The organism is Kitasatospora sp. NPDC056446 (assembly GCF_042796115.1).
Classification (GTDB): domain Bacteria; phylum Actinomycetota; class Actinomycetes; order Streptomycetales; family Streptomycetaceae; genus Kitasatospora.
In genome coordinates, this window is record NZ_JBHTRF010000086.1 from 1 (window position 1) to 25,477 (window position 25,477).

The 25,477-nt window shown below is 74.2% G+C and carries 31 protein-coding genes and 1 pseudogene; 16 read left to right on the plus strand and 16 right to left on the minus strand.

The window, feature by feature from the left end; translation table 11 throughout:
• Positions 1–143: 143 nt before the first annotated feature.
• The gene (cynS, locus tag ACFQ6N_RS34285; RefSeq protein ID WP_380657656.1) at positions 144–614 is read right to left on the minus strand and encodes a cyanase; all 471 of its coding nucleotides are present in this window, start codon (positions 612–614) and stop codon (positions 144–146) included.
• Between the two features lie 82 nt (positions 615–696).
• Positions 697–1,281 (minus strand): carbonic anhydrase, encoded by a 585-nt coding sequence (locus tag ACFQ6N_RS34290; RefSeq protein ID WP_380657658.1) that lies wholly within the window; start codon positions 1,279–1,281, stop codon positions 697–699.
• Between the two features lie 123 nt (positions 1,282–1,404).
• Between ACFQ6N_RS34290 and cynR the strand changes: the two genes are divergently transcribed.
• The 4 genes from cynR to ACFQ6N_RS34310 all read left to right on the plus strand — a co-directional run bounded on the left by cynR (position 1,405) and on the right by ACFQ6N_RS34310 (position 3,928).
• Positions 1,405–2,334 carry a transcriptional regulator CynR gene (gene cynR, locus ACFQ6N_RS34295; RefSeq protein ID WP_380657659.1) on the plus strand — a complete coding sequence of 310 codons (930 nt, stop codon included), beginning with the start codon at positions 1,405–1,407 and terminating at the stop codon, positions 2,332–2,334.
• A gap of 113 nt (positions 2,335–2,447) precedes the next feature.
• Positions 2,448–2,918 (plus strand): hypothetical protein, encoded by a 471-nt coding sequence (locus ACFQ6N_RS34300; protein ID WP_380657661.1) that lies wholly within the window; start codon positions 2,448–2,450, stop codon positions 2,916–2,918.
• A 256-nt stretch (positions 2,919–3,174) separates the two neighbouring features.
• Complete coding sequence (locus tag ACFQ6N_RS34305) at positions 3,175–3,654, plus strand: winged helix-turn-helix transcriptional regulator (RefSeq protein WP_380657663.1); 480 nt, start codon at positions 3,175–3,177, stop codon at positions 3,652–3,654.
• Positions 3,655–3,712: 58 nt separating this feature from the next.
• On the plus strand, positions 3,713–3,928 hold the full coding sequence (locus ACFQ6N_RS34310; RefSeq protein ID WP_380657665.1) for a hypothetical protein: 216 nt from the start codon (positions 3,713–3,715) through the stop codon (positions 3,926–3,928).
• Positions 3,929–4,076: 148 nt separating this feature from the next.
• Here the strand turns inward: ACFQ6N_RS34310 and ACFQ6N_RS34315 are convergent, their stop codons facing one another.
• Together ACFQ6N_RS34315 and ACFQ6N_RS34320 are read right to left on the minus strand one after the other, a co-directional pair.
• Entirely contained in the window at positions 4,077–5,225 is a 1,149-nt protein-coding gene (locus ACFQ6N_RS34315; RefSeq protein ID WP_380657667.1) for a hypothetical protein, read from the minus strand.
• Between the two features lie 56 nt (positions 5,226–5,281).
• Positions 5,282–5,743 (minus strand): hypothetical protein, encoded by a 462-nt coding sequence (locus ACFQ6N_RS34320; protein ID WP_380657669.1) that lies wholly within the window; start codon positions 5,741–5,743, stop codon positions 5,282–5,284.
• Between the two features lie 169 nt (positions 5,744–5,912).
• On the opposite strand from ACFQ6N_RS34320, the gene ACFQ6N_RS34325 reads away from it, so the two are divergent.
• Entirely contained in the window at positions 5,913–6,116 is a 204-nt protein-coding gene (locus tag ACFQ6N_RS34325) for a DUF397 domain-containing protein (protein ID WP_380657671.1), read from the plus strand.
• Positions 6,117–6,325: 209 nt separating this feature from the next.
• On the opposite strand, the gene ACFQ6N_RS34330 is transcribed toward ACFQ6N_RS34325, so the two are convergent.
• The 3 genes from ACFQ6N_RS34330 to ACFQ6N_RS34340 form a co-directional block, all read right to left on the minus strand.
• Positions 6,326–6,919 (minus strand): DUF5919 domain-containing protein, encoded by a 594-nt coding sequence (locus tag ACFQ6N_RS34330; protein ID WP_380657672.1) that lies wholly within the window; start codon positions 6,917–6,919, stop codon positions 6,326–6,328.
• A gap of 210 nt (positions 6,920–7,129) precedes the next feature.
• Positions 7,130–7,258: a DUF397 domain-containing protein gene (locus tag ACFQ6N_RS34335; RefSeq protein ID WP_380657673.1), complete on the minus strand. Its 129-nt coding sequence runs from the start codon at positions 7,256–7,258 to the stop codon at positions 7,130–7,132.
• A gap of 34 nt (positions 7,259–7,292) precedes the next feature.
• The gene (locus tag ACFQ6N_RS34340) at positions 7,293–8,159 is read right to left on the minus strand and encodes a DUF5753 domain-containing protein (RefSeq protein ID WP_380657675.1); all 867 of its coding nucleotides are present in this window, start codon (positions 8,157–8,159) and stop codon (positions 7,293–7,295) included.
• Positions 8,160–8,305: 146 nt separating this feature from the next.
• On the opposite strand from ACFQ6N_RS34340, the gene ACFQ6N_RS34345 reads away from it, so the two are divergent.
• The 3 genes from ACFQ6N_RS34345 (at position 8,306) to ACFQ6N_RS34355 (ending at position 9,323) form a co-directional block, all read left to right on the plus strand.
• Positions 8,306–8,509, plus strand: a complete 204-nt coding sequence (locus ACFQ6N_RS34345; RefSeq protein WP_380657676.1) for a hypothetical protein — start codon at positions 8,306–8,308, stop codon at positions 8,507–8,509.
• Positions 8,510–8,511: 2 nt separating this feature from the next.
• Complete coding sequence (locus ACFQ6N_RS34350; RefSeq protein WP_380657678.1) at positions 8,512–8,766, plus strand: hypothetical protein; 255 nt, start codon at positions 8,512–8,514, stop codon at positions 8,764–8,766.
• Positions 8,767–8,852: 86 nt separating this feature from the next.
• Positions 8,853–9,323 carry an NUDIX domain-containing protein gene (locus ACFQ6N_RS34355; RefSeq protein ID WP_380657679.1) on the plus strand — a complete coding sequence of 157 codons (471 nt, stop codon included), beginning with the start codon at positions 8,853–8,855 and terminating at the stop codon, positions 9,321–9,323.
• Positions 9,324–9,349: 26 nt separating this feature from the next.
• On the opposite strand, the gene ACFQ6N_RS34360 is transcribed toward ACFQ6N_RS34355, so the two are convergent.
• Together ACFQ6N_RS34360 and ACFQ6N_RS34365 are read right to left on the minus strand one after the other, a co-directional pair.
• Entirely contained in the window at positions 9,350–10,126 is a 777-nt protein-coding gene (locus tag ACFQ6N_RS34360; protein ID WP_380657681.1) for a MerR family transcriptional regulator, read from the minus strand.
• 85 nt (positions 10,127–10,211) lie between these two features.
• Positions 10,212–11,402 carry a serine hydrolase domain-containing protein gene (locus ACFQ6N_RS34365; RefSeq protein ID WP_380657683.1) on the minus strand — a complete coding sequence of 397 codons (1,191 nt, stop codon included), beginning with the start codon at positions 11,400–11,402 and terminating at the stop codon, positions 10,212–10,214.
• 190 nt (positions 11,403–11,592) lie between these two features.
• Between ACFQ6N_RS34365 and ACFQ6N_RS34370 the strand changes: the two genes are divergently transcribed.
• Positions 11,593–12,096, plus strand: a complete 504-nt coding sequence (locus ACFQ6N_RS34370; RefSeq protein WP_380657685.1) for a MarR family winged helix-turn-helix transcriptional regulator — start codon at positions 11,593–11,595, stop codon at positions 12,094–12,096.
• Between the two features lie 272 nt (positions 12,097–12,368).
• On the opposite strand, the gene ACFQ6N_RS34375 is transcribed toward ACFQ6N_RS34370, so the two are convergent.
• Together ACFQ6N_RS34375 and ACFQ6N_RS34380 are read right to left on the minus strand one after the other, a co-directional pair.
• Positions 12,369–12,950, minus strand: coding sequence for an HD family hydrolase (locus ACFQ6N_RS34375; RefSeq protein ID WP_380657686.1), 582 nt, complete (start codon positions 12,948–12,950; stop codon positions 12,369–12,371).
• Between the two features lie 13 nt (positions 12,951–12,963).
• Positions 12,964–14,070 (minus strand): helix-turn-helix domain-containing protein, encoded by a 1,107-nt coding sequence (locus tag ACFQ6N_RS34380; protein ID WP_380657687.1) that lies wholly within the window; start codon positions 14,068–14,070, stop codon positions 12,964–12,966.
• A 267-nt stretch (positions 14,071–14,337) separates the two neighbouring features.
• On the opposite strand from ACFQ6N_RS34380, the gene ACFQ6N_RS34385 reads away from it, so the two are divergent.
• The 4 genes from ACFQ6N_RS34385 to ACFQ6N_RS34400 are packed head-to-tail and all read left to right on the plus strand — an operon-like array spanning position 14,338 to position 16,742.
• Positions 14,338–14,862 carry an ATP-binding protein gene (locus ACFQ6N_RS34385; RefSeq protein ID WP_380657689.1) on the plus strand — a complete coding sequence of 175 codons (525 nt, stop codon included), beginning with the start codon at positions 14,338–14,340 and terminating at the stop codon, positions 14,860–14,862.
• A gap of 26 nt (positions 14,863–14,888) precedes the next feature.
• Entirely contained in the window at positions 14,889–15,038 is a 150-nt protein-coding gene (locus ACFQ6N_RS34390) for a hypothetical protein (RefSeq protein WP_380657691.1), read from the plus strand.
• Positions 15,035–15,889, plus strand: coding sequence for an ATP-binding cassette domain-containing protein (locus ACFQ6N_RS34395; RefSeq protein ID WP_380657693.1), 855 nt, complete (start codon positions 15,035–15,037; stop codon positions 15,887–15,889). The genes ACFQ6N_RS34390 and ACFQ6N_RS34395 overlap by 4 nt, the downstream gene beginning before the upstream one ends.
• Positions 15,849–16,742, plus strand: a complete 894-nt coding sequence (locus ACFQ6N_RS34400) for an ABC transporter permease (RefSeq protein WP_380657694.1) — start codon at positions 15,849–15,851, stop codon at positions 16,740–16,742. The genes ACFQ6N_RS34395 and ACFQ6N_RS34400 overlap by 41 nt, the downstream gene beginning before the upstream one ends.
• 110 nt (positions 16,743–16,852) lie before the next feature.
• Here the strand turns inward: ACFQ6N_RS34400 and ACFQ6N_RS34405 are convergent, their stop codons facing one another.
• From ACFQ6N_RS34405 to ACFQ6N_RS34415, 3 genes are read right to left on the minus strand one after another with little or no spacing between them, the layout of a single operon-like run.
• Positions 16,853–17,533 (minus strand): DUF6875 domain-containing protein, encoded by a 681-nt coding sequence (locus ACFQ6N_RS34405; RefSeq protein ID WP_380657696.1) that lies wholly within the window; start codon positions 17,531–17,533, stop codon positions 16,853–16,855.
• Positions 17,530–18,210, minus strand: coding sequence for a hypothetical protein (locus ACFQ6N_RS34410; RefSeq protein ID WP_380657698.1), 681 nt, complete (start codon positions 18,208–18,210; stop codon positions 17,530–17,532). Before ACFQ6N_RS34410 ends, ACFQ6N_RS34405 begins: the two co-directional genes overlap by 4 nt.
• Entirely contained in the window at positions 18,207–19,736 is a 1,530-nt protein-coding gene (locus ACFQ6N_RS34415) for a pyridoxal phosphate-dependent decarboxylase family protein (RefSeq protein ID WP_380657700.1), read from the minus strand. Before ACFQ6N_RS34415 ends, ACFQ6N_RS34410 begins: the two co-directional genes overlap by 4 nt.
• 323 nt (positions 19,737–20,059) lie before the next feature.
• On the opposite strand from ACFQ6N_RS34415, the gene ACFQ6N_RS34420 reads away from it, so the two are divergent.
• On the plus strand, positions 20,060–21,604 hold the full coding sequence (locus tag ACFQ6N_RS34420) for a multicopper oxidase family protein (protein ID WP_380657702.1): 1,545 nt from the start codon (positions 20,060–20,062) through the stop codon (positions 21,602–21,604).
• Between the two features lie 75 nt (positions 21,605–21,679).
• Here the strand turns inward: ACFQ6N_RS34420 and ACFQ6N_RS34425 are convergent, their stop codons facing one another.
• Both ACFQ6N_RS34425 and ACFQ6N_RS34430 read right to left on the minus strand, forming a co-directional pair.
• Entirely contained in the window at positions 21,680–23,185 is a 1,506-nt protein-coding gene (locus ACFQ6N_RS34425) for an FAD-binding protein (protein WP_380657704.1), read from the minus strand.
• Between the two features lie 129 nt (positions 23,186–23,314).
• On the minus strand, positions 23,315–23,653 hold the full coding sequence (locus ACFQ6N_RS34430; protein WP_380657706.1) for a hypothetical protein: 339 nt from the start codon (positions 23,651–23,653) through the stop codon (positions 23,315–23,317).
• Between the two features lie 265 nt (positions 23,654–23,918).
• On the opposite strand from ACFQ6N_RS34430, the gene ACFQ6N_RS34435 reads away from it, so the two are divergent.
• Both ACFQ6N_RS34435 and ACFQ6N_RS34440 read left to right on the plus strand, forming a co-directional pair.
• On the plus strand, positions 23,919–24,218 hold the full coding sequence (locus ACFQ6N_RS34435; protein ID WP_380657708.1) for a YciI family protein: 300 nt from the start codon (positions 23,919–23,921) through the stop codon (positions 24,216–24,218).
• 136 nt (positions 24,219–24,354) lie between these two features.
• A pseudogene (locus ACFQ6N_RS34440) lies at positions 24,355–25,374 on the plus strand (phosphoglucomutase, alpha-D-glucose phosphate-specific); the annotation flags it as partial.
• Positions 25,375–25,477 lie beyond the last annotated feature (103 nt).

Consider the following 25,477-nt stretch of genomic DNA (forward strand, 5'->3'; position numbering starts at 1 on the left):
CCACCCCCTGGCACTCCCCGCGCTCCCCTTCGCGCGCGGCCGCCGCGGGGGCGGGGCCGGCCGGCGCCCCCCCCCCGGCGGCGGCGGTGTACCGGCGGCGGTGCGTCGGCGGTGTACCGGCGGTACGGCGGCGGTACGGCGGCTCAGAAGGGCTTGGTCGGCAGGTACTTGCCGTCCAGGGTGATGACGGCGCGCTCGCCGCCCTCGGGGTCGGCGACCTTCCGCACGTCGAGCCGGAAGTTGATCGCGGAGATGATGCCGTCGCCGAACTCCTCGTGGACCAGCGCCTTGAGCGTGCTCCCGTAGACCTGGAGCATCTCGTAGAAGCGGTAGACGGTCGGGTCGGTGGGGACCCGGTCCGCGATCGAGCCGCGGGCGGGGACGGTCTGCAGCAGCAGCGCCGCGTCCTCGTCCAGGCCCAGCAGCCCGGCGACGGCCTCGGCCGAGTCCCGCGGCAGCGGGTGCTGGCCCAGGACGGCGGCGGTGGTGTAGGCGACCGACAGGCCCGAGGCGTCGGCGATCCGCCGCCAGGACAGGTCCTTGCGGATCTTGGCGTCGACGGCGGCGGCGGCCAGGGCCTGGCGGGCGGTGGGGTCGAACTGGGCGTGCACCATGAGCGGATACGTCCTTCGTGCGTGTGGAACCCGCGGATCCCGCGGGCGGGTGGGTGGGTGGGTGTGGGGGAGGGGCAGGCGGTCAGGCCGCGAGCGCGGCGCCGGCCGTCAGGTCCTCGACGCGGCCGGTGGGGATGTCGTACACCCAGCCGTGCAGGGCGACCGCGCCCCGGGCCAGGGCCCGGGCGACCGGGGGGTGGGTGGCCAGGTTCGCCAGCTGGGCGCGCACGTTGTGCCGCACCAGGGCGGGCACCCCGGCGCCGGCGCCGGTACGGGCCACCGAGGCGTCCGCGTGCCGCAGCCAGGCCGCGACCGCCGGGGCGCCGCCGAGGTCCTGCCCCCGCTCCAGGGCGGTCATCGCGCCGCACGCGGAGTGCCCGCAGACGACGATGTCCCGCACGCCCAGCACGGTGACGGCGTACTCGACGCTCGCCGCCACCCCGTCGGCCCCGGAGGTGTGGGCGGGCACCAGGTTGCCGGCCGTCCGCACGACGAACAGCTCGCCCGGCTCGGTGCCGGTGATCAGCTCGGGCACGACACGGGCGTCCGAGCAGCCGATGAACAGCGTGTGCGGCGCGTGGTGCGCGGCCAGACGGGCGAACAGCTCCGCCCTGGCCGGGAAGACGTCCCGCTGGAAACGGGCGACGCCGTCGGCGAGCTCCTGCACGGGTCACTCCCTTCGGTGGTGGCCGGCCCCGGTTGGCCGGTGGATCCACCATGCACGACCTGCCTCTATAGCGTCCAAGAGCTGTCAGCCATGGAAACCATCGACACTGTCTATAGTCGTGTCATGGCCGCCCCCGAACTGCGCCACCTGCGCTACCTGCTCGCCGTCGCCGACCACGGCAACTTCACCCGCGCCGCCGAGGACCTGCACATCTCCCAGCCCACGCTCTCCCAGCAGATCAGACAGCTGGAGAAGACCCTGGGCGTACAGCTGCTGGACCGCACCGGCCGCACCGTACGCCTCACCGACGCCGGCGCCGTCTACACCGACCACGCCCGGCGCGCCCTGCGCGACCTCGCCGCCGCCGAACGCGCCGTCCACGACGTCCAGGACCTCACCCGCGGCCGGCTGCGCCTGGCGGTGACCCCGACGTTCACCGCCTACCTCGTCGGCCCGCTCGCCGCCGAACTCCACAGCCGCCACCCCGGCATCGCGCTGACCGTGCGCGAAACCAGCCAGGACCGCATCGAAGCCGGCCTGCTGACCGACGAGTTCGACCTCGGCATCGCCTTCGACGGCCCCCACCTGCCCGGCGTCGGCGCCACCGCCCTGTTCACCGAGACCCTCGCCCTGGTCACCGGCACCGGCCCCGACGCCGACGGTGGTGGCGCCGGCGGTGGGCGGGGCGGCCCGCTGCCCGTACGCGACCTCGACGGACGCCGACTGGCCCTGCTCGGCGGCGACTTCGCCACCCGCGTCCACATCGACGCCTACTTCGCGTACCACCGCGTCCACCCGCACACCGCCGTCGAGGCCGACTCCGTCCAGGCCCTCACCGAGATCGTCCGGCGCACCCCGCTCGCCACCGTCCTGCCCGAGGCCGTCACCCATGACCACCCCCACCTCGCCCGGATCCCGCTGGACCCGGCCCTGCCCGCCCGCACCGTCACCCTCCTGCGCCGCGCCGACGCCTACCGCTCCGCCGCCGCCCGCGCCTTCACCGACCTCACCCACCACCTCGTGCGCACCCGCGGCTACCCGCCGGCGCCCTGACCCGGCGCCGGCGGGCGGGGACGAGGAGGACGGGGGCCGCACCGGCCCAGGCAGGCAGCGCGACCGCAGCCCGGCCGGCCGCCCGGCCCGCCGCCGCCTGGCACCCTGGGGGCATGGCCACCCCCGACGACCCGGACCCGACCACCGCGACGGCGCTGCGCGACGCCGACTCGCCGTCCTGGACGGTGCGCGCCGGCGCCGGACGACGGCTCGCGGCGCAACCCGGCCGGATCGGCGGCGCGGCGGCCGACGCCCTGCACCGCCTCCTCCTGGACGCCCACGACACCGCGGTCACCCAGGAGACCGCCGAAGCCCTCCTCGCCCGCCGCGACACCGCCGGCCTGCGCTGCGTCCTGCTGGCCCTCAGCCGCGCCGCCGAGACCTGGACCGCCGACGAGATCGGGGCCGTCCTGCACGGCGACCCCGACTGGATGACGACCGCCGGCGCGGACGCGCTGATCGAGCGGCTGCACGCACTGGCCGCCGACGAGGACACCGGCGTACGCGACGAGGCCCGGGCGGTCCTCGCCGGGCTGCGCCCGCGCGAGCAGTGGGCACGGGAACCGGACCGAGACTCTTCCTGACCGCCCGCCCCCGGCGCAGCCGCCCCGGCCCGGGCCCCGCCTACCCCGGCCCGCCCCGCCTTGCCCCGGCCCCCTGGCCCGTCCTGCCTCTGCCCCAGTCCGCCCCGCCCCGGCCCAGTCCGCCCCGGCCCGGAGGCGCGGAGGCCGGGCCGGCCTGCCGGTTCGTTCGAGTGACCCCGGGCCGGCCGAAAGGAACCGTTCGGTTCCCGTCGGGGGACCAGGATGGGGGAGTTACCGGGGAACGACGGGGGGAGCGATGGGGAGCGACGGCGAGTACCTGGCGGACTGTCGGGCGCGGGTGGGCTTCGACCTGCTGACCCACCGCTGGAACAGCGTGGTCGTGTTCGCGCTCGCGGACGGCCCGATGCGGCCCGGGCGACTGCGCGCGGCCATCGGCGGGATCAGCGCCAAGGTACTCAACGAGACGCTGCGCCGCCTGGAGTACGACGGGCTCGTCATGCGGCGGGCCTACGCGGAGGCGCCCCCGCGCGTCGAGTACGAACTGACCGACCTGGGCCACAGCTTCATGGTCCCGGTCCGCGCGATGGGCGTGTGGTCGGCGGAACACGGCCACCGCGTCCTGGAGGCCCAGGACCGAGCCGACGAGGCGTCAGCCGGAAGCAATCGGGTATCTCCTGAGACCACGACGGGGCACAATGATCGCCATGACGACTTGAAGAGCACCGGCCGGGCGCGAGTCCTGGCGCAGGGGCGCGACCGGCTGGTGCGTTCGTGACGGTGAACGCGCGGTCTGCACGGTGTGCCGGGGGCCGGTCCGCTCCTACCAGTACCGCGTGCATCCGCCCGGGTCCGCCGGCTTCGAGCGATGTATCGGGTTCGGCTGGTGCTCCGGGTGCCGGATCTACTCGGGCACCATGGTCTACGTCCACCGCAAGCGGGTCCTGGTCGACGCCCTCGCGTCGCTGTCGGCCGATGACCGCGAACGGTTGCTGCACAAGGAGGCTGCGCTGATCGACTATCTCGACAGCCGAGGACCCGGTCGCCACTGAGCCGAGCACCGTGCTGAGCCGGACCGCTGGGCGTGGAAGTCGGCGGGGCCGACTTCCCACGCGCGGGCCGGGCCGGTTCGCCGTCAGCCGCGTCGCACCATCCGGACTCCCTCGGGGTTCGCGAGCCATGGGCCGGTCCTCCTGACGGTCACGCAGGGGCACGGCCGGGGAGGTGGCGTCGCACCCTGGCGCTCGGGTCGCCGGCCAGCCGGGCCGCTCTGCGTTCGAGTTCCCCGGGGGCCAGGATGCCGAGTGTGCGCCAGGCTTCGGCGCGTACCCGTGCCTTCGGGTGGGCGGTGAAGTCCAGCACCCGCGGCACGTCGCAGGCGCCTCCGAGGTCGGACAGCCCTCCCAGGGCCCCGATCGCGGTGGCGTCGGGCACGTCGTCGGGCGCCAGGGCGTCGCGGTACACCTGCGGGGCCAGGTCGGTGTGGCCGCGGGCGTACAGGGCGGCGCGGGCGTGGTAGCGCACCCGGGCGTCCGGATCGATCACCGCCCGCCGCAGGTGCTCCTCGCCGTTCGGGCGCCGGGCCCGGGCCCGCACGGCGCGCAGGCGTATGCGCGGGCCGGCGCAGTCCTCCAGGAGCGGCAGGACGGCGTCCTGTTCGGCCGCTGTCAGCTTCGAGGACGTGGCGACGCGGGCGGCCCACTGCCACAGGCCGGGGTCCTTGGTCGCGAAGGCGGTGGCGACGGCCCGCGTCGGCTCGGTCAGCGCGAGCCACCGCAGGCAGGACGCCCGCATCGCCGGGTCGCCCGCCCGTGCGCCCTGCCGCAGCTCCTCGGCACCCGAGCGGCGCAGAAGGCCCTCCACCGTGGTCAGCACGGGGCCGGCCCTGCGGCGCCCGCGCACGGCGTCGAGCAGGGGCAGCAGCCGGACGAGGAGCCCCACGTGCTCGGAGCCGAGGCGTGCGGCGACCGCTCTCTGCGCCGACTCCCTGACCTGCTCGACGGGGTCGCCCAGCCGCAGCAGGAGGAAGGGCAGCGCGAACGGATCGGGCGACGCCCCGAGCGCGGTGACCCCGGCCTCCCGGAGATACCCGGAGCGGTCGAACGACATCAGGGCCGCCACGGAAAGGGCATGCGGGCCGTCTGGCGCCTGACGGTCCGCCAGGATGCCCAGGGAGGCGATGCTGTAGCGCCGGCCGCGGTAGGCCGCTTCGAGGCACGCCAGCTCGGCGGGCGTCGCCGCCCGCAGCAGCCCGTCCAGGCGGCTCGCGGCCGCCACGGGTTCCTCGCTCCACGAGAGCGTCGCCTGCACGACGGCGTCCAGGTGCCACGACCGGGCCTCGGATCCCACCACGTCTCCTCACCACGGGCCCACGGGCCTGTTCTTCGGCGGCCCGGGCCGTCTGCTCACATGCCGTCAAGCCGTTCGTGGAGATCCTCGGCGAAGCGCGTCCGGTAGACGCCGTGGACGATGGCCCCGGGAGACTGGTAGCCCCTGTGCGCGGGGTCCGAGACCTCCCCGTCCCACGGCGCCACGCCTTCCGGACGCAGCGGGGCACGGCCCAGATACATCCGGGCGGCTTCCTCCAGCCGCAGTTCTCCCGCGACCACCGAGCTCCACAGCCCGTGGCCCTGCCCGACCACCCACCCGCACAGGTCCTCGGTGCCGTCCTCGGACCAGACGTCCCCGTCCACGCTCACCCCTTCCGCGAAGTCGGCCAGCGATTCCGCCGCCGACCCGTACGCGAGCGCGAAGGCTTCGAGCACCTCCCGCGACTGGGACCCCAGCCACGACTCCAGGACGGACAGCCGCGGCCGTGCCGCTTCCAGGACCTCCCAGAACCAGCCGGGGACATGATCCGGTTCCAACTCGGCTCCTGCGTCGACGGCTGCGGCACCCGCCCGACCGTACAGCGGGGTGGAGTTCCCCGGACACTCCCGGGCCTCATCGTCGGCGAATGGCGCTGACCATCTGCACAGTCACCGATACATTCGGACACTGAGGCCATGGTCGGACCGGCACCGGAAGGAACCAACGATGCACTCCGAGGAACAGCCTGCCCGGTGGCGGACGAGTAGCTACACGAACGGGCAGGGCGGGGACTGCATCGAAGTGGACGACAACCGCCCTGGGACCGTTCGCGACACCAAAGACCCCGACGGCCCCTGGCTGCGCTTCACCCCCCAGGCGTGGAAGGCCTTCGTCACTGCGACCGTCGCGGGAGAGTTCGGCGATGTGTGACGTACGCGTGCTGTCCCGTGGCCCCACCGCCGGGGTCGAGGAAGAACTCGTAGCGGCTCAGCCGGATCCCGGAGTGGTCCTCGCCTGTTGCCGGGACGGGGGCGGCGTGCGCCGGCCACCTCCGGCGCGGCCGCCCCGGGCCGGGGCGGCCGCGTACAAACACCCTCAGTCTGTGCCGGGTTCGCCCGTGGGCGGTGGCGAGGCACTGTTCAGCTGTGGGTGTCCGTTCGGATGTCGCTTCCCCGGGACCAGAGTTCCTCGATGTGCTCGGCGAAGCGGTCGAACATGCCGTTCTCCTCGCCGCGCCGCAGGTGCATCATCGGCGAGTCGTGGCCGACGGCGCGGGCGAGGTGGGGCGTGACGAGCGCGTGCTCGTCGAAGCGGAAGACGGAGAGCCCGACGTGGTTCGGGCCGTCCTCCGGCGCGCTGAAGCGGGCCTCGACGCCGGCGGTGCCGCGGAGCTTGGCCAGGTTCTCCAGGGTGACCCGGATCCGGGTGGACACCGTGAGGGCCACGTCCTCGATCCGCTCACGCCGGCGGGTCGTGTCGGAGTCGGGATCCCCGACGAGGAAGCGGACGCGGCAGCCGTTCTCGGCCTTGCGCCGCAGGGTCTGCAGGAGGGCGGGCTGCTCCAGCCAGACGAAGTAGTTGGTGTATCCGGCGAGGAAGACCTCGGACCGGGCCTCGGCGATCAGCCGCGCCCACACCGACCGGGGACAGGCCGACCGGTACGGGAAGACGGCGAACACCTCCCGGTCGTGCCCGGTCTTGACGTTCGCCCGGACGCTGTCGGGCCAGACCACTCGTTCATCAACTCCTGAAGCAAGCCGCACAGGCATCGGTACGGTTCCGCCGATGCGGCACCGGTGACGCATCAGAGAGCCGGCGTTCCACTGTCTTAGGTGTAACACCGACCCGGGACGCCAGTTGACGGGGGCAGGCGAGCCGCGGTGACGGGCTCGCGCGCAAGGAGGTGCCGCCGCCCCGAGCCGGGGCGGCGGCACCAAGTGACCTCAGCCGGCGCCGAATTCTCCGGTGCGGATGGCGGTGACGAAGGACTGCCAGGCGGTGGGTGAGAAGTCGAGGCGGGGGCCGTCGGGGTCCTTGCTGTCCCGGACGCGACCCGCATGTGCATCGTCCACCTCGATGCACATGCCGCCGTCGTTGTTGCTGTGGCTACTCTTCCGCCATCTCTCCTGATTTCCTGCTGGCACGACCGAACTCCTGTGAGATGCGCCTGATCGTCACCCTGGAGTCCCGGGGCGACAGGGCCATGGCCCTGAGGAGATCGTATGACCTGCGGCGAGTGGCAACACCCTCCAGATCTTCGATGAGTTCGCCGCTCCGTGCTCCTTCTTCCCAGGCGAGCGAAGGACTGCCGGAGACGGTGTAGAGAAAAAGGGAGCCGCCCATCTCGGGATGGGCACCGGCGGAAAACGGGAGTACCTGCATGGTGACGTGGGGCCGTTGGTCGGAGGCCAACGCCATCAGCTGCCGCTGCATCGCAGCGGCTCCACCGACAGGGCGGCGAAGCGCAGCCTCATCGATGATGAACCAGCAGTGGGGCGGCGTGTTGGCGTCCAGGAGCTTCTGGCGATCCAATCGGGCGCTGACAGAAGCATCGAGTTCCTGCGTGGTGATATCCGGACAGCCAGCTCGCAGTGACCAGCGTGCGATCTCAGGAGTCTGCAGAAGGCCCGGAATCGTTGCTGCTGCGTATTCCTCGATGGCTGAAGCCCTGGCTTCAAGCTCGGCGGGCCGTCGGTACTTGCCGGGGAACTTCTCCTTCCTGGCGAGTATGTAGACCCGACCGAAGCGACCGTCGGTGCCGAACGCAACGTCGAGCTTGGCCGGAAGCTCCGGCGGCGGCATCGACTCGGCCCGTTCGATCCTGGCGAGGTGCCCCTTCGAGAAGCAGCCGAGGATCCTGGTCAGTTGATCAAGCGACATGAAGTCGGCGAGTTCTCGGTGGTTGCGCATCTCCCAGCCGAACAGATCGCGGGCCGAGCGTCCCGGGTCCAGCTTGTTGGGTTTGAAGGCCATTGAGCCCCTCCGGTGTGTCCAACCGCAACGTGGCACACGTCCACGCTGGTCAGCCTAGCTGCAGTGAGCGACGCTTGAGGCACGGAAAGTGAAGTCGATCGTGAATCGGCTCGCACGACTGCAGATTCGATGGAAGGCAATCAGCCATGAACAAGGGATCGCCTCAGTCCGCCAATTCCCACGGGTACGGGGTGCGGCTCGACCCCGGGACCCGGCGGTACCGGGTCCGCAATGAGATCACGGGGGAGTGGCTGCTCCAGCCGACGGGGGAGCTCAAGGAGTTCACCTTCTTCGGCGACGCCTATAGCGCCTGGAAGGTGTTCGAGGTGCACAAGCGGCCGGGGGAGTAGCGATGCCCTCAACGCCCTCGATGCTGTCCTTCGCGACGGCCGAGCGGCGGCGGCGGGCGGCCTGTGTGGTGGAGGACCTGACGGCCGTCCTCGCCCTCGCCGGGGTCGACTCCATCTCCCTTGAGGTGGATTGGGAGTACGGGCGCCGCACGGGTGAGTACCTGGTCGACCTCGGGACCGCCCGTCCGTCCGACCTGCTGCGCCTGCTCGACCTGCTGCGCAAGGGTCTTCGCTGCGAGCGCCCGCCGGGCCCGTGACGACCGACCTCGTGGCCCGTCTGCTCTGGTGGGCGGGCTTCTCCTTCCTCCTCCTCTTCGCCGCGACCCGGAAGTGAACTCCCTTGATGCGCGACCCCCGTCTGCTCGCCGAGCCGCCGGTGTGCCGGCTCGGTTGCCTGGTCCTGGTGCGCAACCTGCGCGGTGACGTCCTGCTCGTGGACCCGGACTACATGGACGGCATGATCCTGCCGGGCGGCTCCGCCCGTCCGAACGAGCCGCCGCATCTGGCGGCAGCCCGGCACCTGCACGCGGAGACCGGCCTCCATATCCGTCTCGCCGGCATCGCGGCCGTGGACTTCACCCCGGCCGACCGTTACCTGGAGCGCCTCAACCTGGTCTTCGACGGCGGGACCGTGTGTGACGACACCCGCCTGACCGTCCCGCCCCGGCACCGCAGCGGCCTGCTGGGCGCCCGCTTCGTGCCCGTCCGCGACCTCCCGAACCGCACCTCGCCCGCCCAACTCGCCCGGATCACCGAGGCGTTGGCCTGCCGTGCCACCCTGCCCGCCCTGGTCCACGGGCAGCGCGCCGCCTGACCTCAGGATGCCAGGACGTCAGGACGTCACCGGCGGGGCAGGGGCACGCCGGCGGCGCGCAGTCGTTCCTCGGTGAGGGCGGTGAGCCGGGCGGCGACGGGTGCCTGTTCGCCGCGGTGGGTGTCGATGAGCCGGTACTGGGCGGAGGCCCCGGCCCAGGCCCGCAGGGCGGCGGGGTCGCCGCGCAGCGCGCCTTCGGCGAGGTGGTGCTCGGCCATGGCGGTGGCGAGTTCGCCGATCCTGGGGTCGTCCGGGTCCCAGTTCTCGGCTTCCCGGCCGCGCTTGGCCAGGTCGACGTACCCGGGGTCGGCGAGGTTGTGTTCGAGGCGGGTGAGGAAGTCGTCGAAGCCCTCGGGCACCATCGCCCGGGCCAGGACCAGGGCTTCGCGCTGGGCGGCCACGTACTGGGGGTCGAAGCCGAGGCCGGGCATCGCGTCCAGGAGCGCGCAGGCGCGTTCGGGCAGCAGGGCCCGGTCGCCTTCGGCGAGGCGGTGCAGGGTGTCGCGGCGCGCGCTCAGTTCCTCGATCCGTTCGGTCAGGCGCCGTGCGACGTCGGCGAGGGCGGTGGCGAAGTCCTCGGTGCCGGCGGCGAGCAGGGGCCCGATCTCGGCCAGCGGCACCCCGGCGGCGGCCAGGGTGCGGACCTGGACCAGCCGCAGCAGGTCGGCCGATCCGTACCGCCGGTAGCCGGAGGAGTCGCGCGGCGGCTCGTCGACGAGGGCGTGCCGGTGGTAGTGGCGCACCGTTTTCACCGTGACGCCGACGAAGGCCGCCGCCTGTCCGATCGTGACGCCGTTCGCCATCTGTCCTGCCCGCCTCGGCTTCGGGTCCGGGCGCCGTGTGCGGCCGGACGGGAGTGTCGCCCCGCAGCGTACGGGGCGCCGGTGCTCAGCCCGCAGGCCGTGCCGCACCGGCCGCACCGGCCGCGCCGGCCGCCGCGACCGCTGAGGGGCGGAACACCTCGTCGACGAGGCGCCGCTGGGCGTCCTGGAAGGCCGCCGCGACGGAGATGTCGGCGTCGTCCACGTAGTTCAGCCCGGCGGTCAGGGTCGTGCGGCCGTCGGGCGTGGCGTACATCAGCGCCGCCGAGCCGATGGTGGCGCCGTTGTGGTGGTAGACGGTGCCGGCGCCGGGGCCCAGGTCCTGGGCGAACACGCCCAGTCCGTAGCCGGCCGTCGCCTCCGGGGTGCGCATCTCGGCGAGCAGGGCGGCGGGCAGGAGCCGGCCGCCCATCAGCGCGGAGAAGTAGGTGTGCAGGTCCCGGGTGGTGGAGATCATGTCGCCGCCGGCCGCGACCCAGGAGGGGTTGTGCCGGGTGATGTCCACGGTCCGTTCCCGCCCGCCGTCCTGGTAGCGGTAGTAGCCGTGGTTGTGGGGCTCGGGGACCTCCGGCGAGGTGCCGGGCGCCACGGTGGAGTCCATCCCCAGCGGTGCCAGGACCAGCCGCCGGAGCTCCTCGGCGAACGGCCGCCCGCCGGCCGCCTCGGCCACCAGGCGCGCCAGCACGTAGTTGGTGTTGGAGTAGCTCCAGCCCGTCCCCGGCGCGAACCGGGCCGGCCGCGACAGCGACAGCCGCACCAGGTCCTCGGGCCGGTAGGTGCGCAGCCGGCCGTCCACCCACTCCTTGCCCCGCCACGCGACGCCCGGCACGACCGTCCCGTCGGGCAGGAGTTCGCCGGTGTGGCTGAACACCCCGCTGGTGTGCTGCAGCAGCATCCGCACGGTGATCCGCCGGTCCAGGGCGAAGCCGGGCAGGAGGCCGGCCACCGGGTCGTCCAGGCCGAACCGGCCCTCGGCCGCCAGCAGGAGCACCACGGTCGCCACGAAGCTCTTGGTGGAGCTGCCGATGCGGAAGTGCCCGTCGGCCAGCGCCGGGGCGCCGGCGCCCAGCTTCCGGGTCCCGGCGGCGGCGACCCACTCGCCGTGCTCGTCGTTCACCCGCACCTGCACCCCCAGGAAGCCGGACCGGGCGATCTCCTCGACGGCCTCGCGCAGCCGCGGACGCTCCGGGCCCCGGACGGAGGCGGCGGACGGGGTGGTGGACACGGCAGCGGACGGGGTGGGCGGGGTGGTGGACATGGCGCTCCTTCACATCGGTGGGGCCCGGGCTCGTTCGCCGGGCCGCCGCGCCGAGCCTCCACCCCGCCCCAGGGTCAACCTCAACCGTGATCCGGCTCACACCACCGCCCCGGACCCGCGCCCCGGGCCTGCCCGCGTCCGGGCCCCGCGCCCTCGACAGATAGCTCTCACTGAGAGCTAAAATGGAGGCATGGCCGCCACCCAGCCCGCCACGCAACGCGCCCCGGAGCCCGCACCGCTCGACGCCGCGCTCGCCGACGAGTTCTCCACCCTCCTCGTCGGGATCCAGCGCATGGTCCGCCGCCGTCTGCGCCACACGATGGAGCAGCCGAGGCTGCGCGGCGCGCAGGTCGAGCTGCTGCGCCTGGTGACGGACAGCCCCGGACTGCGCGTCTCCGACGCCGCCGAGGAGCTGTGCCTGGCCGGGAACTCGGTGTCCACCCTCGTCAACCAGCTCGTCACACTCGGCCTGCTGCGCCGCGAGGTCGACCCCGCCGACCGCAGGGCGGCCCTCCTCTACGCCACCCGGGAGGCCGTCGAGCGGATCGAGGCCTGGCGCGGGCGCCGCCGCGCGCTGATGGAGGAGATCGTCGCCGGCCTGCCCGCCGACCGGCGCGAGGCCCTGGCCGGCGCCCTGCCCGCGCTGCGCGACGTCGCGGACGGGCTGCGCGCGCTGCCCGAGGAGGGGCGATGAGCGGGGAGAGCGGCGAGGCGCTGGTCGACCGCGCCTTGCCCGTCCTCGTCCACGGTCGGCGCACCGGTTGAGGGCCGCGCCCCGGCCGCCGTGGGGCTTCGCCGTACCGCGATGCTCACCGGCACCGGCACCGGCACAGTCGCCTGATCGCCTGATCGCCTGATCGCCTGATCGCTCGGGCGCCCGGGCGATCAGGCGGAACGCGGAGTCGTGGCTGACGGTCGGGCCGGGGCCGCGGTGGTGCTTCCCGCGCGGTGGGAGGGGCGTCCGGCTCAGCGCGGTTTCTCTCCCAGGGCGTGGCGCAGCCAGTCGAGCGAGTCGGTCGCCAGGATGGCTTCGGCGAGGTCCTTGGCGGTCTGTGTGGACAGTCGGCCGCGACTGTTGTCGATCCACCGCTGTGCGTTGGCGTAGCCCTGGGCCAGGTACTCGGCCCCTTGGAGGAGGCACTCCAGTTTGTCGGCGTCGCGGGCGCAGACCGCTTCGGGCGACTCCTTGCCTTCGTACTCGGCGATGAGGTCCTTCACGGTCGACGCCAGGACCTCGGGCATGCCTTCGACCTGGTCGGCGGTGACCTTCTGCGGGTCGGCGCCGCTCGCGTATTTCTTCCCGACGTAGTTGACGTCACCGGTCCGTGTCTCGGCGACGTCGTGCCAGGTGGCGAGGAAGGCCGCCTGCGCGGGATCGGCGCCTTCCAGCCTGGCGATGATCGAGGCGAGGAGCGACGTCCGCCAGGAGTGTTCGGCGACCGACTCGGGATCGCGGACACCGGCCATCCACCAGCCGGTGCGCTTGGTGTGCTTGAGCGTCCCTGCCTCGAACAGGAACCGCGCCACCGGGGACAGGTCGTCGGCCACCGTCTGGCTCCTCTCACGCCTCGGCGAGGCGGATCGCGTAGCGGATGTTCTCCAGTTCGCGCCGTCTGCGCGGCGGCACTCCAGCGCTATCCAACATCACGGGGAGCCTGTCGCGCAGGGCGGCCGCCGACGCCCTCGAGCGGAGCAGGTCCGGCCGGGCCTGGAGCAGCGACCACACGGTGTGGATGTTCAGGTCCAGGTAGCCGTGGCCGGTGTGCAGGCCGGCGACGAGGTGGGTGAGGAGCTTGTGGCCGGACCAGGGGCCTGGTGCCGGATGTGCGATGAACTGATCGGACGGTTCAAGCGGAAGCTCGCCGATCCAGTACGCCCAGTAGTTGAGGTTCGCGGCCGCGCCGGCTTCGTCGGCGAGGGCGGTGTCGATGAAGCGGGTCAACCGGTCAGGGTCGCCGTGTCGGGCCGAGACCATCGCGACGGAGCGGGAGTTGAGCCAGGTGCTCAACCAGTCGCCGGGTCTCTCGCTTCGCTGCTGATGGGTGAGCCAGGAGCGGGTGTCGTCGTGGTCGTCGAGACCGGCGAGGTAGAGCGCCTGGCGGCGGAGGAGGAACCGGTGGCTTCCGTGGGACTCCTCCGCGGTACGCCGCATGGTGGCGAAGAAGCGGGCGCGGTCGGATGCGGCCAGTTCCGGGCCGGACGGCGCGGGCCCGCGACGCGAGCGCACCGGTGCGGGCAGCTCGCGGATCCCGCGCGGCACCTGGCCGTTGAGCGGCCAGGCCAGGACCTCGATGAGGTCACGCCGCATCACCATCGACGCCAGCGGGCTGTCCTCCGTGCCCCTGCCGTCGAGGGCGCCCGTGAGGATCACATCGGCTTCCAGTGCCCGTTCGAGGGTCTGCAGGAGCCCGGACGGCGTGCCCGCCCGCATCAGCCGGTGGCGGTTCGCGAGCATCTGGCCGACGGGCACGGCGGTGAGAGGCCGGCGGCCGCTCTCCCACCCCGCGACGGTATCCGCGGAGACGCCGAACCGTTCCGCGAATTCCTCCTGCGTGCAGCCCTGTTGCTCTCGTATCACCCGCAGGACGTATCCGGAGACGACGCCCGATCGCGGGCGCGGCGGCGTTCCCTGACCACGGGTCAGGGTTCGACATGGACTTGATCGCATGGGAGTCCCCGCCTTCGGGGTTCGCGCCGCTCTATCCGTACTCGTGGTCACTGCCGGTTCCGGTCCCGGACGCCTACCGTCGTAGTCGTCCCCGCCGAGGCTAGCCGGAGGCCGTGCCGCAGGTGCCCCGCTTCCCTCGAACCGGTGACGCGAAGCCGATGTCCGTTCCAATCCGTAGGAAAGGCCAGGGGTGAACCGACTCCTTCCCGGCCCTCCGCCGCCCGGCTCCGGCCCGGCGGGCGGCCTCGTCGCGCAGGGGAGGCGGACGTGACCCAAGCGCCGCCCCGTGCCCGGCACCCGCTCGGCATCACGAGGGCCGTCTGGACGGTCGACGGCACGGCCGCCGCCGTCGGCGTGCTCCGGACCAACGCGGCCCGCGTGCTCCACTCCTGGGGGCTCGACCCCGACGGCGACCAGAAGTTCGCCGTTCTCCTCGTCCTGACCGAACTGGTGGCCAACGCCGCCGTGCACAGCGGCTCCGGGACGGTCGACACCGAGATGTGGCGGGACGGCGACAGCATCGCCGTCACCGTCACGGACAACAGCCCCCGGGCCCCGCTCCCGCGTGCCGCCGACCCCGAGGACGAGTCCGGGCGCGGCCTCTTCCTGGTCCGCTCCTACGCCGAGTCGAGCGGCTGTGAGCGCCGGCCGGCCGGCAAGTGCGTGTGGGCGGTGATCGGCCCCCGGCCCGACCCCGAGGGCGACGCCCGGCCCCCGGCCGCCCCGGCCGCGCCGGACCCATCCGGCGCGGCCTGCGGCACTCGTGGGCCGGTCCGCACTCTCGACAGATAGCTCTCACTGAGAGCTAAAATGGGGGCATGGCCGCGACGCAGTCCCCACCGCTCGATGCCGCGCTCGCCGACGGGCTCTCCACCCTCCTCGTCGGCATCCGGCGCACGGCCCGCCGGTGCCCGCGCCGCACGAGGGGGCAGCCGCGGCTGCGCGCGCTGCCCGAGGAGGGGCGATGAGCGGGGAGAGCGGCGAGGCGGTGGTGTGCCGGGGGCTGGAGTACACGTTCCGGTATGGGCGGGGCAAGGGCGGGCAGACCCGGGCCGTGGACGGGATCGACCTGACCGTGCGCACCGGCGAGGTGTTCGGCCTGCTCGGCCCCAACGGCGCGGGCAAGACCACCACGATCCGCGCGATCACCACCCTGCTGCCGGTGGGCGCCGGCATGGTGCGCGTCTTCGGCCACGACGCCGCCCGCCGCCCCATGCAGGTGCGCCGCCTGCTCGGCTACGTGCCCCAGCAGCTGTCCGCCGACGGCGGGCTGACCGGACGCGAGAACGTCGCCCTGTTCGCCCGCGTCTTCGACGTCCCGCGCGCCGAACGCGCCGAACGCGTCGCCCAGGCCCTGGCCGCCGTCGACCTCACCGAGGCCGCCGACCGGATGGCCGCCACCTTCTCCGGCGGCATGGTGCGCCGCCTCGAACTCGCCCAGGCCCTGGTCAGCGCCCCGCGCCTGCTCGTCCTGGACGAACCCACCATCGGCCTGGACCCGATCGCCCGCACCGGCGTGTGGGAACGCGTGGACGCCGTACGCCGGGCCACCGGCATGACCGTCCTGGTCACCACCCACTACATGGACGAGGCCGAACGGCACTGCGACCGCGTCGCCCTCATGGACCGCGGCCGCGTCCGCGCGCTCGGCACCCCCGCCGAACTCAGGGACCGGGTCCGCCGGGAAGCCCCCGACACACCCGAGCCCACCCTCGACGACGTGTTCCGCCACTTCGCCGGCCGCGACCTGGCCGACGCCACGGAAGGAGACTTCGGCGATGTCCGCCGTACCCGCCGCACCGCAGGCCGCGTCGGCTGAACCCCCCGCCGGCGGACCCACCACGGACCCACCGCCACCCGCCGCGGCGGACCTGGGCCTGCTGCTGGTGCCCCCGCGCGCCCGCACCGGCTGGCGCCTGGTGCCCGCCCGCGTCACGGCCATGTGCGCCGTCGAACTCCAGAAGCTGCGCCACGACCGCACCGAGCTCTACACCCGGGCGATCCAGCCGGCCCTGTGGCTGCTGATCTTCGGCGAGACCTTCACCCGCCTCAAGGCCATCCCCACCGGCGGCATCCCCTACCTGGACTACCTCGCGCCCGGGATCATCGCCCAGTCCGCGATGTTCATCGCGATCTTCTACGGCATCATGATCATCTGGGAGCGGGACTCCGGCGTCCTCACCAAGCTCCTGGTCACCCCCACCCCCCGCGCCGCCCTGGTCACCGGCAAGGCCTTCGCCGCCGGGGTCAAGGCCGTCCTCCAGGCCGTCGTCGTGGTCCTGATCGCCGCCGCCCTGGGCGTCGCCATGACCTGGAACCCGCTGCGCCTGCTCGGGGTGGTGGCCGCCGTGCTGCTCGGCTCGGCGTTCTTCTCCTGCCTGTCGATGGCCATCGCCGGGATCGTGCTCACCCGCGACCGCCTGATGGGCATCGGCCAGGCCATCACCATGCCGCTGTTCTTCGGCTCCAACGCCCTGTACCCCGTCGACCTGATGCCCGGCTGGCTCCAGGCCGTCAGCACCGCCAACCCGCTCAGCTACCAGGTCGACGCCCTGCGCGGCCTGCTCATCGGCACCCCCGCCGACCTGCCGCTGGACTTCGCCGTCCTCACCGCCGCCACCCTGGCCGGCATCGCCGCCGCCTCCGCCCTGCTGGGCCGCCTGGCCCGATAGACGGGGAGCGGAAGAGGCAGGAGAGCGGAAGGGCGGAAGGGCGGAGAAAAGGGGGGCGCGCGCGGAGCCGGGCGCCGTCCGGCTCCGCGCGCGCAGGGGGAGGGGGTCGATCAGGCGGCGGCCCGCTGGTGGGCGCGCACGCTGGTGACCAGCTGGTCACGGATCCGCGCCGGGACCTCGGGCGCGAACCGCGCCAGGTAGTGGTTGAGATGCGTCTCGTCACCGGTCAGGAACGGCAGGTCGAACACCAGCAGCTTGCGCACCGCCAGCAGCGGCACCGGCGCCCGCAGCGGACGGAACGACCGGTTCCACAGCCCCGGCTCCTCGCACACCGGGTGGAACTGCCCGATCATCAGGCCCTGTTCGACGAACTCGTCCTTGGCCTTGCGCTGCGCCTCGTCCAGCGCGGTGGAGTCCGCCCGGTCCAGCCCGGGCAGCACCAGCAGCACCGTCAGCAGCTCGCGGTCCGACTCCTCCGCCAGGCCGGCGAGCAACGCGTCGTAGCGGGCCCGCAGTTCGCCCACCAGCGCCGGCAGGTCACCGCCCACCTCCCCGCCCGCGCCCCCGTCCCCGTCGGCGACGGCGATGTGGAACAGGCCCCGGCGCAGCGAGGGCTGGGTGTACGGGCAGACCGGCCCGCTGCGCCCCAGGTCGGGGTGGGCGGTGGTGAGGAAGCGGCGGGCCCAGCCGAGGACCTCGACGGCCTCGGGGTGGGCGGCGGCCTCGCCGGCGTCGATGCGTTCGGCGCTGAACAGGCGCAGCGCCCCGGCGGCGGGTGCGGGCGCGGTCATCGGGCGCCCCGCCACACCGGGGCCAGGCGCGGTCCGCCGCCGGGCAGGGCGATGGCCTCGCCGAAGCGGGTGAAGCCCTGGCTCTCGCACAGGCGGGCGCCGCCGGGCGAGCTGGTCTCGGCGTAGGCGGCCTGGCCGGCGGCGTCGACCTCGGCCAGGACGGCGCGCAGCAGCGCCTCGCCGGTGCGGGCGGCGCGGGCGGCGGGGTCGACGCCGATGAACGCGAGGTAGTGGTGGGGGCGGTGGCGCGGGTGGGCGCGCTGCTGGAGGCGGGTGATGGCGTCCAGGCGGCGGGCGGACTCGCCGTGGCCGCCGGCGTCGACGGCCTGGGCCAGGGCGCGGGTGGCCTCGCCGTCCTGGGCGGCGGGGGCCTCCCACACGCCGGGCGGCAGGAACAGCAGCGCCCCCAGCGCGGTGCCCGCGCTGTCGTGGGCGGCCAGGACGCCCCGGTGGGCCAGGCACTGGTCGAGGTGGACGCGGAAGAAGGCGGGCAGTACGCGGGCGCGGTGGGCGGGGTCGGGGAAGGCCCACAGCATCAGCGCGTCGTCGGCGAAGGCGTCGGCGAGCAGACGGGCCAGGGCGGGCGCCTCGTCGGGGCGGGCCCGGCGCACGGCGGTGCCCGGCAGGGGCGGCGCGGCGGCGGGCGCGGTGGCGGGCGGGGCGGGTGCGGTGGTCAACGGGCACTCTCCTCGGGCGAGGGGACGGACGAGGGGGCGGACGGTTCGACGGACGGCACAGCGGTGGGTACGGCGGTCGGTACGGCCAAAGGCACGGCGGAAGGCACGGCGGTCGGTACGGCAGCAGGTGGGGCGGAAGGCGCGGCCACCGCCTCGGCGGCCAGCGCGGCGACCCGCGCGTGCAGGCGCGGCACCCACGCCCCCGCCTCCGGCTTGATCAGCACACTGCGCAGCACCCGCGCCCCGGCGGCGTCGGCACGCACGCCCGGGTGGCGGCGGGTGAAGTCGGCGGCGTCCACCCGCAGCAGGCTCAGGTAGACGGGGTCGTGCTCGTCGTCCATGCCCCGGCGCAGGACCCGTTCGCCGGCCGCGTCGATCGCGGACAGCGACGGCACGCCGCGCGGGGTGGGGTGGTAGGTGACGATGTCCAGCTGCGGGCGCTGGTGCAGGGTCAGTTCACCGCTCGCCTCGATCAGGTCCGCCCAGTCCAGCGCGGCACGCCGGCTCGCGGCGAGCCCGGCGCCCAGCCCCTGCGGGGTGAGCGGCAGCAGTTGCAGGGTCAGCCACAGCGCGGCGGCCGAGGCGCCGGCCCGCGAGCACTCCAGGCTGATCTCGCCCAGGTGCAGCTCGGCGTCGGTGAAGTAGGTGTACGGGGAGTCGTGGGCGAAGTGCCGCCCGATCGCCGGGTCGGCGAACAGCACCGCGCCGCAGCCGTACGGCTGCAGGCCGTGCTTGTGCGGGTCGACGGTCACCGAGTCGCAGCCGCCCACCGCCCGCCACGGCGCCGGGTCCACACCCAGCCCGGCGGCCAGGGCGTCGTCGGCGGCCAGCAGCGCGAAGAACCCGCCGTAGGCGGCGTCCACGTGCACCCGGGCCCCGTAGCGGCGCGCCAGCGGCAGCACCTCGTGCACCGGGTCCACCGCGCCCAGCCCGGTGGTGCCGCAGGTGACGACGACCGTGCCCACCCGCCCGGTGCGCAGCAGCTCCTCCAGCGCGCCGACGTCCATCCGCCCCTCGGCGTCGGCGGGCACCGCGTGCCCCTGGACGCCCAGCACGTGGCACATCCGGCTGTGGGTGTAGTGCGCCTGCTCGCTGTAGGCGACGCCCCGCCCGGGGTGGCTCTGGCGCGCCACGTACAGCGCCTCCAGGTTGGCGATGGTGCCGCTGCTGGTCAGGTGGCCCACGTGCGCGGGCAGCGCGAACATGGCGGCCAGCTGCGCCACGCACTCGCGTTCCATGTCGTTGGTGGCCGGCCCGCCCTCGTAGGCGTGGTTGTTGGGGTTGAAGCGCATCGCCGTCAGGTAGCCGACCAGCGCCGCCGGGTGCGGGGGCTTGACCATCTGCCCGGCGTAACGGGGGTGGAAGAACGGGTAGTTGTGCTCCAGGCGCTTGGCGAAGCGCTCGAACGCGGCGGCGAAGTCCGCCTCGTCCACCAGGTGCGAGGGGTGCGCGGTGAAGGGCCCGAACCGCTCGCCCCACCGTTCGGCCACCTCGGCCGCCCTCGGCAGCCAGTACCGCAGGTCCACGCTTGGGCCCTTCCCTTCGAGTCCTCCGCGAGCCCACCGAGCTTGGGGCTCCTTGGCGTTGAGAGCGTTCCTCGACCGCGTCCCGAGCCACGGTGGAGCCGCGGCGCAAGGCGCCCGCAACACCCGCAGCTCACCGCCGCCGCCCCGCGCACCCCGCCCGCGCCGCCCCCGCCGCACCGCCCGCACCGCCCCCGCGAACCCCCCGCCCCGCCCCAGCCGGACCCCAACCCCGCGCGAGGGCGCGCTGCTGCAATCACCCCCGGACGAGACCGCCCCGCACCCCGCTGGGCAGTCGGGGGAGCTCACGCGGGAGGAACAACGCGATGGCCAGCAGACGCAGCATGATCGGCGCCGCCCTGGCGACCGGGGGAGGGGTCCTGCTCCTGCGCGCCACCGTGCGCCCGGCCGCCTCCGCCGCCTCCGCCCAGGCCCAGGCCCAGGCCGGGGCCGGGGCCGGGGCCGGGGCCGGGGCCGCCGGGCACACCCACCCGGCAGGCACCGGCACCGCCGCCGCGGACCCCGGCCCCGACACCGGCCCCGCCCTGGCCCCCAAGTTCACCACCGCGCTGCCCGTGCCCCCGGTCCTCGCCCCCGTCTCCACCGCCGGCGGCACCGACACCTACACCGTCACCATGCTGCGCTCCTTCGCCCGCATCCTGCCCGGGCACCGCACCGAGGTCCTCACCTACAACGGGGCCTTCCCCGGCCCGGTGATCCGCGCCCGCTCCGGGCGCCCGGTCGTGGTGCGCCAGACCAACCTGCTGGACGACGCCGTCTCCGTCCACCTGCACGGCTCCCGGGTGCCCGTCGACAGCGACGGCGGCCCGATGAACCTGCTCGGCGCCGGCGCCAGCCGCACCTACACCTACCCCAACGACCAGCCCCACGCGAGCCTGTGGTTCCACGACCACGCCCACCACATGGAATCCGAGCACGTCTACCGGGGCCTGGCCGGCACCTACCTGCTCACCGACGAGACCGAACGCGCCCTGCCGCTGCCCTCCGGCCGCTACGACCTGCCCATCGCCCTGCGCGACGCCCGCTTCGACGCCTCCGGCAACCTCGTCTACCGCATGGACGACCCCTTCAACCGCACCACCATCCTCGCCAACGGCCGCCCCTGGCCCAAGGTCGAGGTCGCCGCCCGCCGCTACCGGCTGCGCCTGCTCAACTCCTCCAACCTGCGCTTCTTCTCCCTGCGCCTGGCCGACGGCGGCCCGATCACCCAGATCGGCTCCGACGGCGGCCTGCTGGAACGCCCCCACACCACCGACACCGTCGACCTCTCCCCGGGCGAACGCGCCGACGTCGTCGTCGACTTCTCCCGCTACCCGGTCGGCTCCTCCGTCGTCCTCACCAACTCCATGCCGCCGGGCCCCGCCGAACACGTCGGCCAGGTCCTGCGCTTCGACGTCGTACGCTCCGCCGCCGACCCCAGCAGCGTGCCCGAGCGGCTGCGCACCCTGCCCGCGCCGGGGCCCGCGGCGCGCGAGCGCACCGTGGTCCTCAAGGTCGAGGAGAACCCGGGAGCGGCGCCGCGCGGCCTGATCGACGGCAAGGTGTACGACCCGGCGCGCGTCGACGCGGCGGTGGCCTACGGCACCTCGGAGGTGTGGACGGTCGTCAACGCCAACACCGACGTCCCGCACAACTTCCACCTGCACCTGGTGCAGTTCCGCGTGCTGGAGCGCAACGGCAAGGCGCCCGGCCCGGAGGAGTCCGGCCTCAAGGACACCGTGCGCCTGCTGCCCGGGGAGAGCGTGCGCCTGCACGCCACCTTCGACTCCTACCGGGGCCGCTACCCGTACCACTGCCACCTGCTGGACCACTCGGCGATGGGGATGATGGCGCAGATGGAGATCACCTGACGGGCCCGACCCGCCCGGCGCGCCCGGCCGGGCCCGTCCCCGCGTACGGACGGACCCGGCCGGGCCGGCGGCGCGTCAGGACGCGTGGATGCCCTGGCCCGGGGTGAGGATCCCCGCCGGGTCGAAGCGGCGCTTGGCCCGCGCCACCCGCTCCCACGACCCCCCGTAGTGGCGCCGCCAGTCCGCCCCCGTCATCCCCGGCACCGCCCCGATCAGGTACCGCTTGCCGCCCAGCTCCACCGCCCGGTCGTACAGCCGCCGGTTGCGCTCCAGCATCGCCGCCGTGTCCGAGCCCGGGCCCGGGAACGCCAGCAGGTCGAAGTGCCAGCCCACCGGGGCCTGCGGCAGCACCGCCAGCGGCGCCTTCACCCGCTCGCGCAGGTACGGGTAGAACAGCAGCAGCCCCGCCCCCAGGTCCGCCGCCGTCAGCACCTCGGCCGCCTCCGCCATGAACACCCGCGCCGTCGAGGCGGGCAGGAACACGCTCAGCCACGGCTTGGGCAGCCCCCACAGCCCCGCCGCCCGCAGGTACCCGGAGAACGCGTCCACCCGGAACGCGTACTCGCGCCAGCTCTGCTCCACCACCGACACCCCGCCCGGCGCCGGGCGCAGCCCCGCCAGCAGCCGCTCGCGGTCCACCGCCCGCCCCGCGTCCGCGAACGCCACCAGCTCCGCCTTGTAGCGCCACCGCGACCCGTCCGCGCTGCGCTCCACGTCGCCGACCTGGAGGTCGAAGCGGCGCTCGGCCATCAGCTTCTCCTGGTCGGCCAGGTAGGCGTCCAGGTCGTCGTAGTACAGCGAGAACACGTGGGCGCGCTCGCGCACCGGGACCAGCGCCAGGGTGGCGCGCACGATGATCCCGACCTGCCCGCCGCCGCCCAGCACCGCCTCGAACAGCTCCCGCTCGCGCGTGGGGGAGGCGGTCACCAGCTCGCCGGTGCCGGTGACCACGTCCAGTTCCAGCACCTGGTCGGCCTGGAGGCCGTAGCGCTGCACGGCGCCGCCGATGCCGCCCACGCTCAGCGTGCCGCCGACCGTCAGGTGCAGGTAGTCCGTCAGGCACGGCGGCACCCAGCCCGCGGCCAGCCCGGCGTCGACGACCTGCGCCCAGGTCGCCCCGGCCTCGACGACCGCGCGCCCCGCCCGCACCGAGACGACCTTCGACAGGCCGCGGGCGTCGATCGCGATGCCGCCGCGGGGGTTGGCCTGGCCGTAGCTGGAGTGCGACTCCAGCCCCGCCTCGCCGACCTGCGCCAGGTCCCCGCTCTGCCCGTTGACGGCCACCGGGATGCGGTGGCGGCGGGCGAAGGCCACCACCCGCTGCACGTCGCGCACCGAGCCGGGCCGCAGCACCGCCCGCGGCGCGGCGCGCACCAGGTGCCCGAAGTCGGAGGCGAAGCGCTCCGTCGCGGCGCCCTGGAGCGTCACCGCCCCGTCCAGGGCGGGCAGGCGCTCCACGCCGGCGCCGGGCTCGGCGGCCCACGCCCGGGCGCCGGTGTCCCAGCCGACGACGACGGCGGCGCCGGCGGCCGCGGCGGCGGTGGAGAGGAGGGAGCGGCGTGACAGTCCTGACCTGCTCATATCAGAATTTCTCCGATCAGTCGTCAAATAGGGATTGTTGTACCGCAACCCTCCCGCGACCACCTACCGGCCCGCACCGCGGGGCCGGTCCCGCAGCCCCACCCCGGCCTACCGCCCCACCGCCGGGGCCTACCGCCCGGCCTGCTGCTCCGTCAGGCGCAGGTCCGCCACCGCGTACTCCCACATCCGCACCTGGTAGCCGGGCGCACCGGCCGGGATGTGCGCGGCCGCCTGACGGGCCTCCGCCAGCAGCGCCCGGCGCGCCTCGGGCAGGTGCGCCGCCCGCGGGCCCTCGGCCGCCTCCCGCAGCACCAGCGCCAGCCGGTAGGCGTACACCTGCGGGCAGACCGTGAACAGCGTCCGGTACACCCACAGCCCCTCCTCGCCGTGCAGCACCCGCTCGTTGTGGCTCAGCAGCCGCACCCGCGCCCGCAGCACCAGGTCCCCGTGCACACTCGTCCCGCTCATGCGTCCCCCTTCGTCGTCGCTCTCGGCACCACCCGCCCCCGGGCACGGCGCCGGCGCGCCCCGGCGGCCCGCAGCGCGGGTGCCGGCACGTCGGGCCGTGGAAAGGGGGAGGGATGTCGCACGAGTCTGCGGCCCGCGCCCACCGCGCGGCAAGACGGAAAAGGGGTGCGCTGCGTCCTACCGAAGTGCTGCCTGACCTGGCAGGATTGGGGTCGGCACCCTCCCGGGGCGGACACCGCGCGGGCACGCGGATAGCCTGGGCCCCATGTTCGTGCTGGAGCTGAGCTACACCGCCCCGATGGAGAAGATCGACGCCGCGCTGCCGCGGCACGTCGAGTGGCTGAACGCGCACTACGCGGCGGGCGCCTTCCTCGCCTCGGGGCGCAAGGTGCCGCGCGAGGGCGGGGTGATCGTGGCGGCGGGGCAGGACCGGGCCGCGATCGAGGCGCTGGTGGCCACCGACCCGTTCGTCGTCGACGGGCTGTGCGCGTACCGGGTGACGGAATTTGTCGCGACCACCACCGCCCCCGCCCTGGACGCCTACCGCGAGCAACTGCCCGGCTGAGCCCGGGAAAGAGTTGTCCTCCCGTGCCCCGGACCGCCTGCCGTGGTTCGGGGCACCGTCGCGTTCTGGCTACGATCGGTGAGAAAGGGACATGGACGCGTACGGCACACAAGTCGGAACTGGCGGGAGAAGACGGATGGCACACGCACGGGCCGGGCAGCCGGCGCAGCCCGGTGACCTGGTGGACGTGGCGCGGCTGGTGACGGCCTACTACGCGCTGCACCCGGACCCGCAGGAGCCCGGGCAGCGGGTGGCGTTCGGCACCTCCGGGCACCGCGGCTCCTCGCTGGACGCGGCGTTCAACGAGGACCACATCGCCGCGACCACGCAGGCGATCTGCGAGTACCGCGCCGAACAGGGCGTCGCGGGACCGCTGTTCCTGGGCGCGGACACCCACGCCCTGTCCGAGCCGGCCACGGTGACGGCCCTGGAGGTGCTCGCCGCCAACGGCGTGCACGTGCTGATCGACGCCGCCGACGGCTACACCCCCACCCCGGCGGTCTCGCACGCGATCCTCGCCCACAACCGGCGCAGCCCGCGGGCGCTGGCCGACGGCATCGTGGTCACCCCCTCGCACAACCCGCCGCGCGACGGCGGCTTCAAGTACAACCCGCCCAGCGGCGGCCCGGCCGGCTCCGCGGCCACCGGCCGGATCCAGGACCGCGCCAACGAGCTGATCCGCGAGGGCCTGCGCGGCGTGAAGAAGGTGCCCTACGCGCGGGCGCTGGCCGCCGCCACCACCGCCCGCCACGACTACCTCACCGCCTACGTCGAGGACCTGCCCTCGGTGCTGGACCTGGACGCGGTGCGCGCGGCGGGCCTGCGCATCGGCGCGGACCCGCTGGGCGGCGCGTCGGTGGCCTACTGGGCGCGCATCGCCGACACCCACCGCCTGGACCTGACCGTCGTCAACCCCGTCACCGACCCGACCTGGCGGTTCATGACGCTGGACTGGGACGGGAAGATCCGCATGGACTGCTCCTCGCCGTCCGCGATGGCCTCCCTGATCGGGCGCCGCGCCGAGTACGACATCGCCACCGGCAACGACGCCGACGCCGACCGGCACGGCGTCGTCACCCCCGACGCCGGGCTGATGAACCCCAACCACTACCTGGCGGTGGCCGTCGACTACCTCTACCGCCACCGCGCCGAGTGGCCCGCCGACGCCGGCGGCGGCAAGACCCAGGTGTGCTCCGCGATGCTCGACCGCCGCGCCGCCCACCACCGCCGCCCCCCCAGTCACTTATAAACAAAAGAAG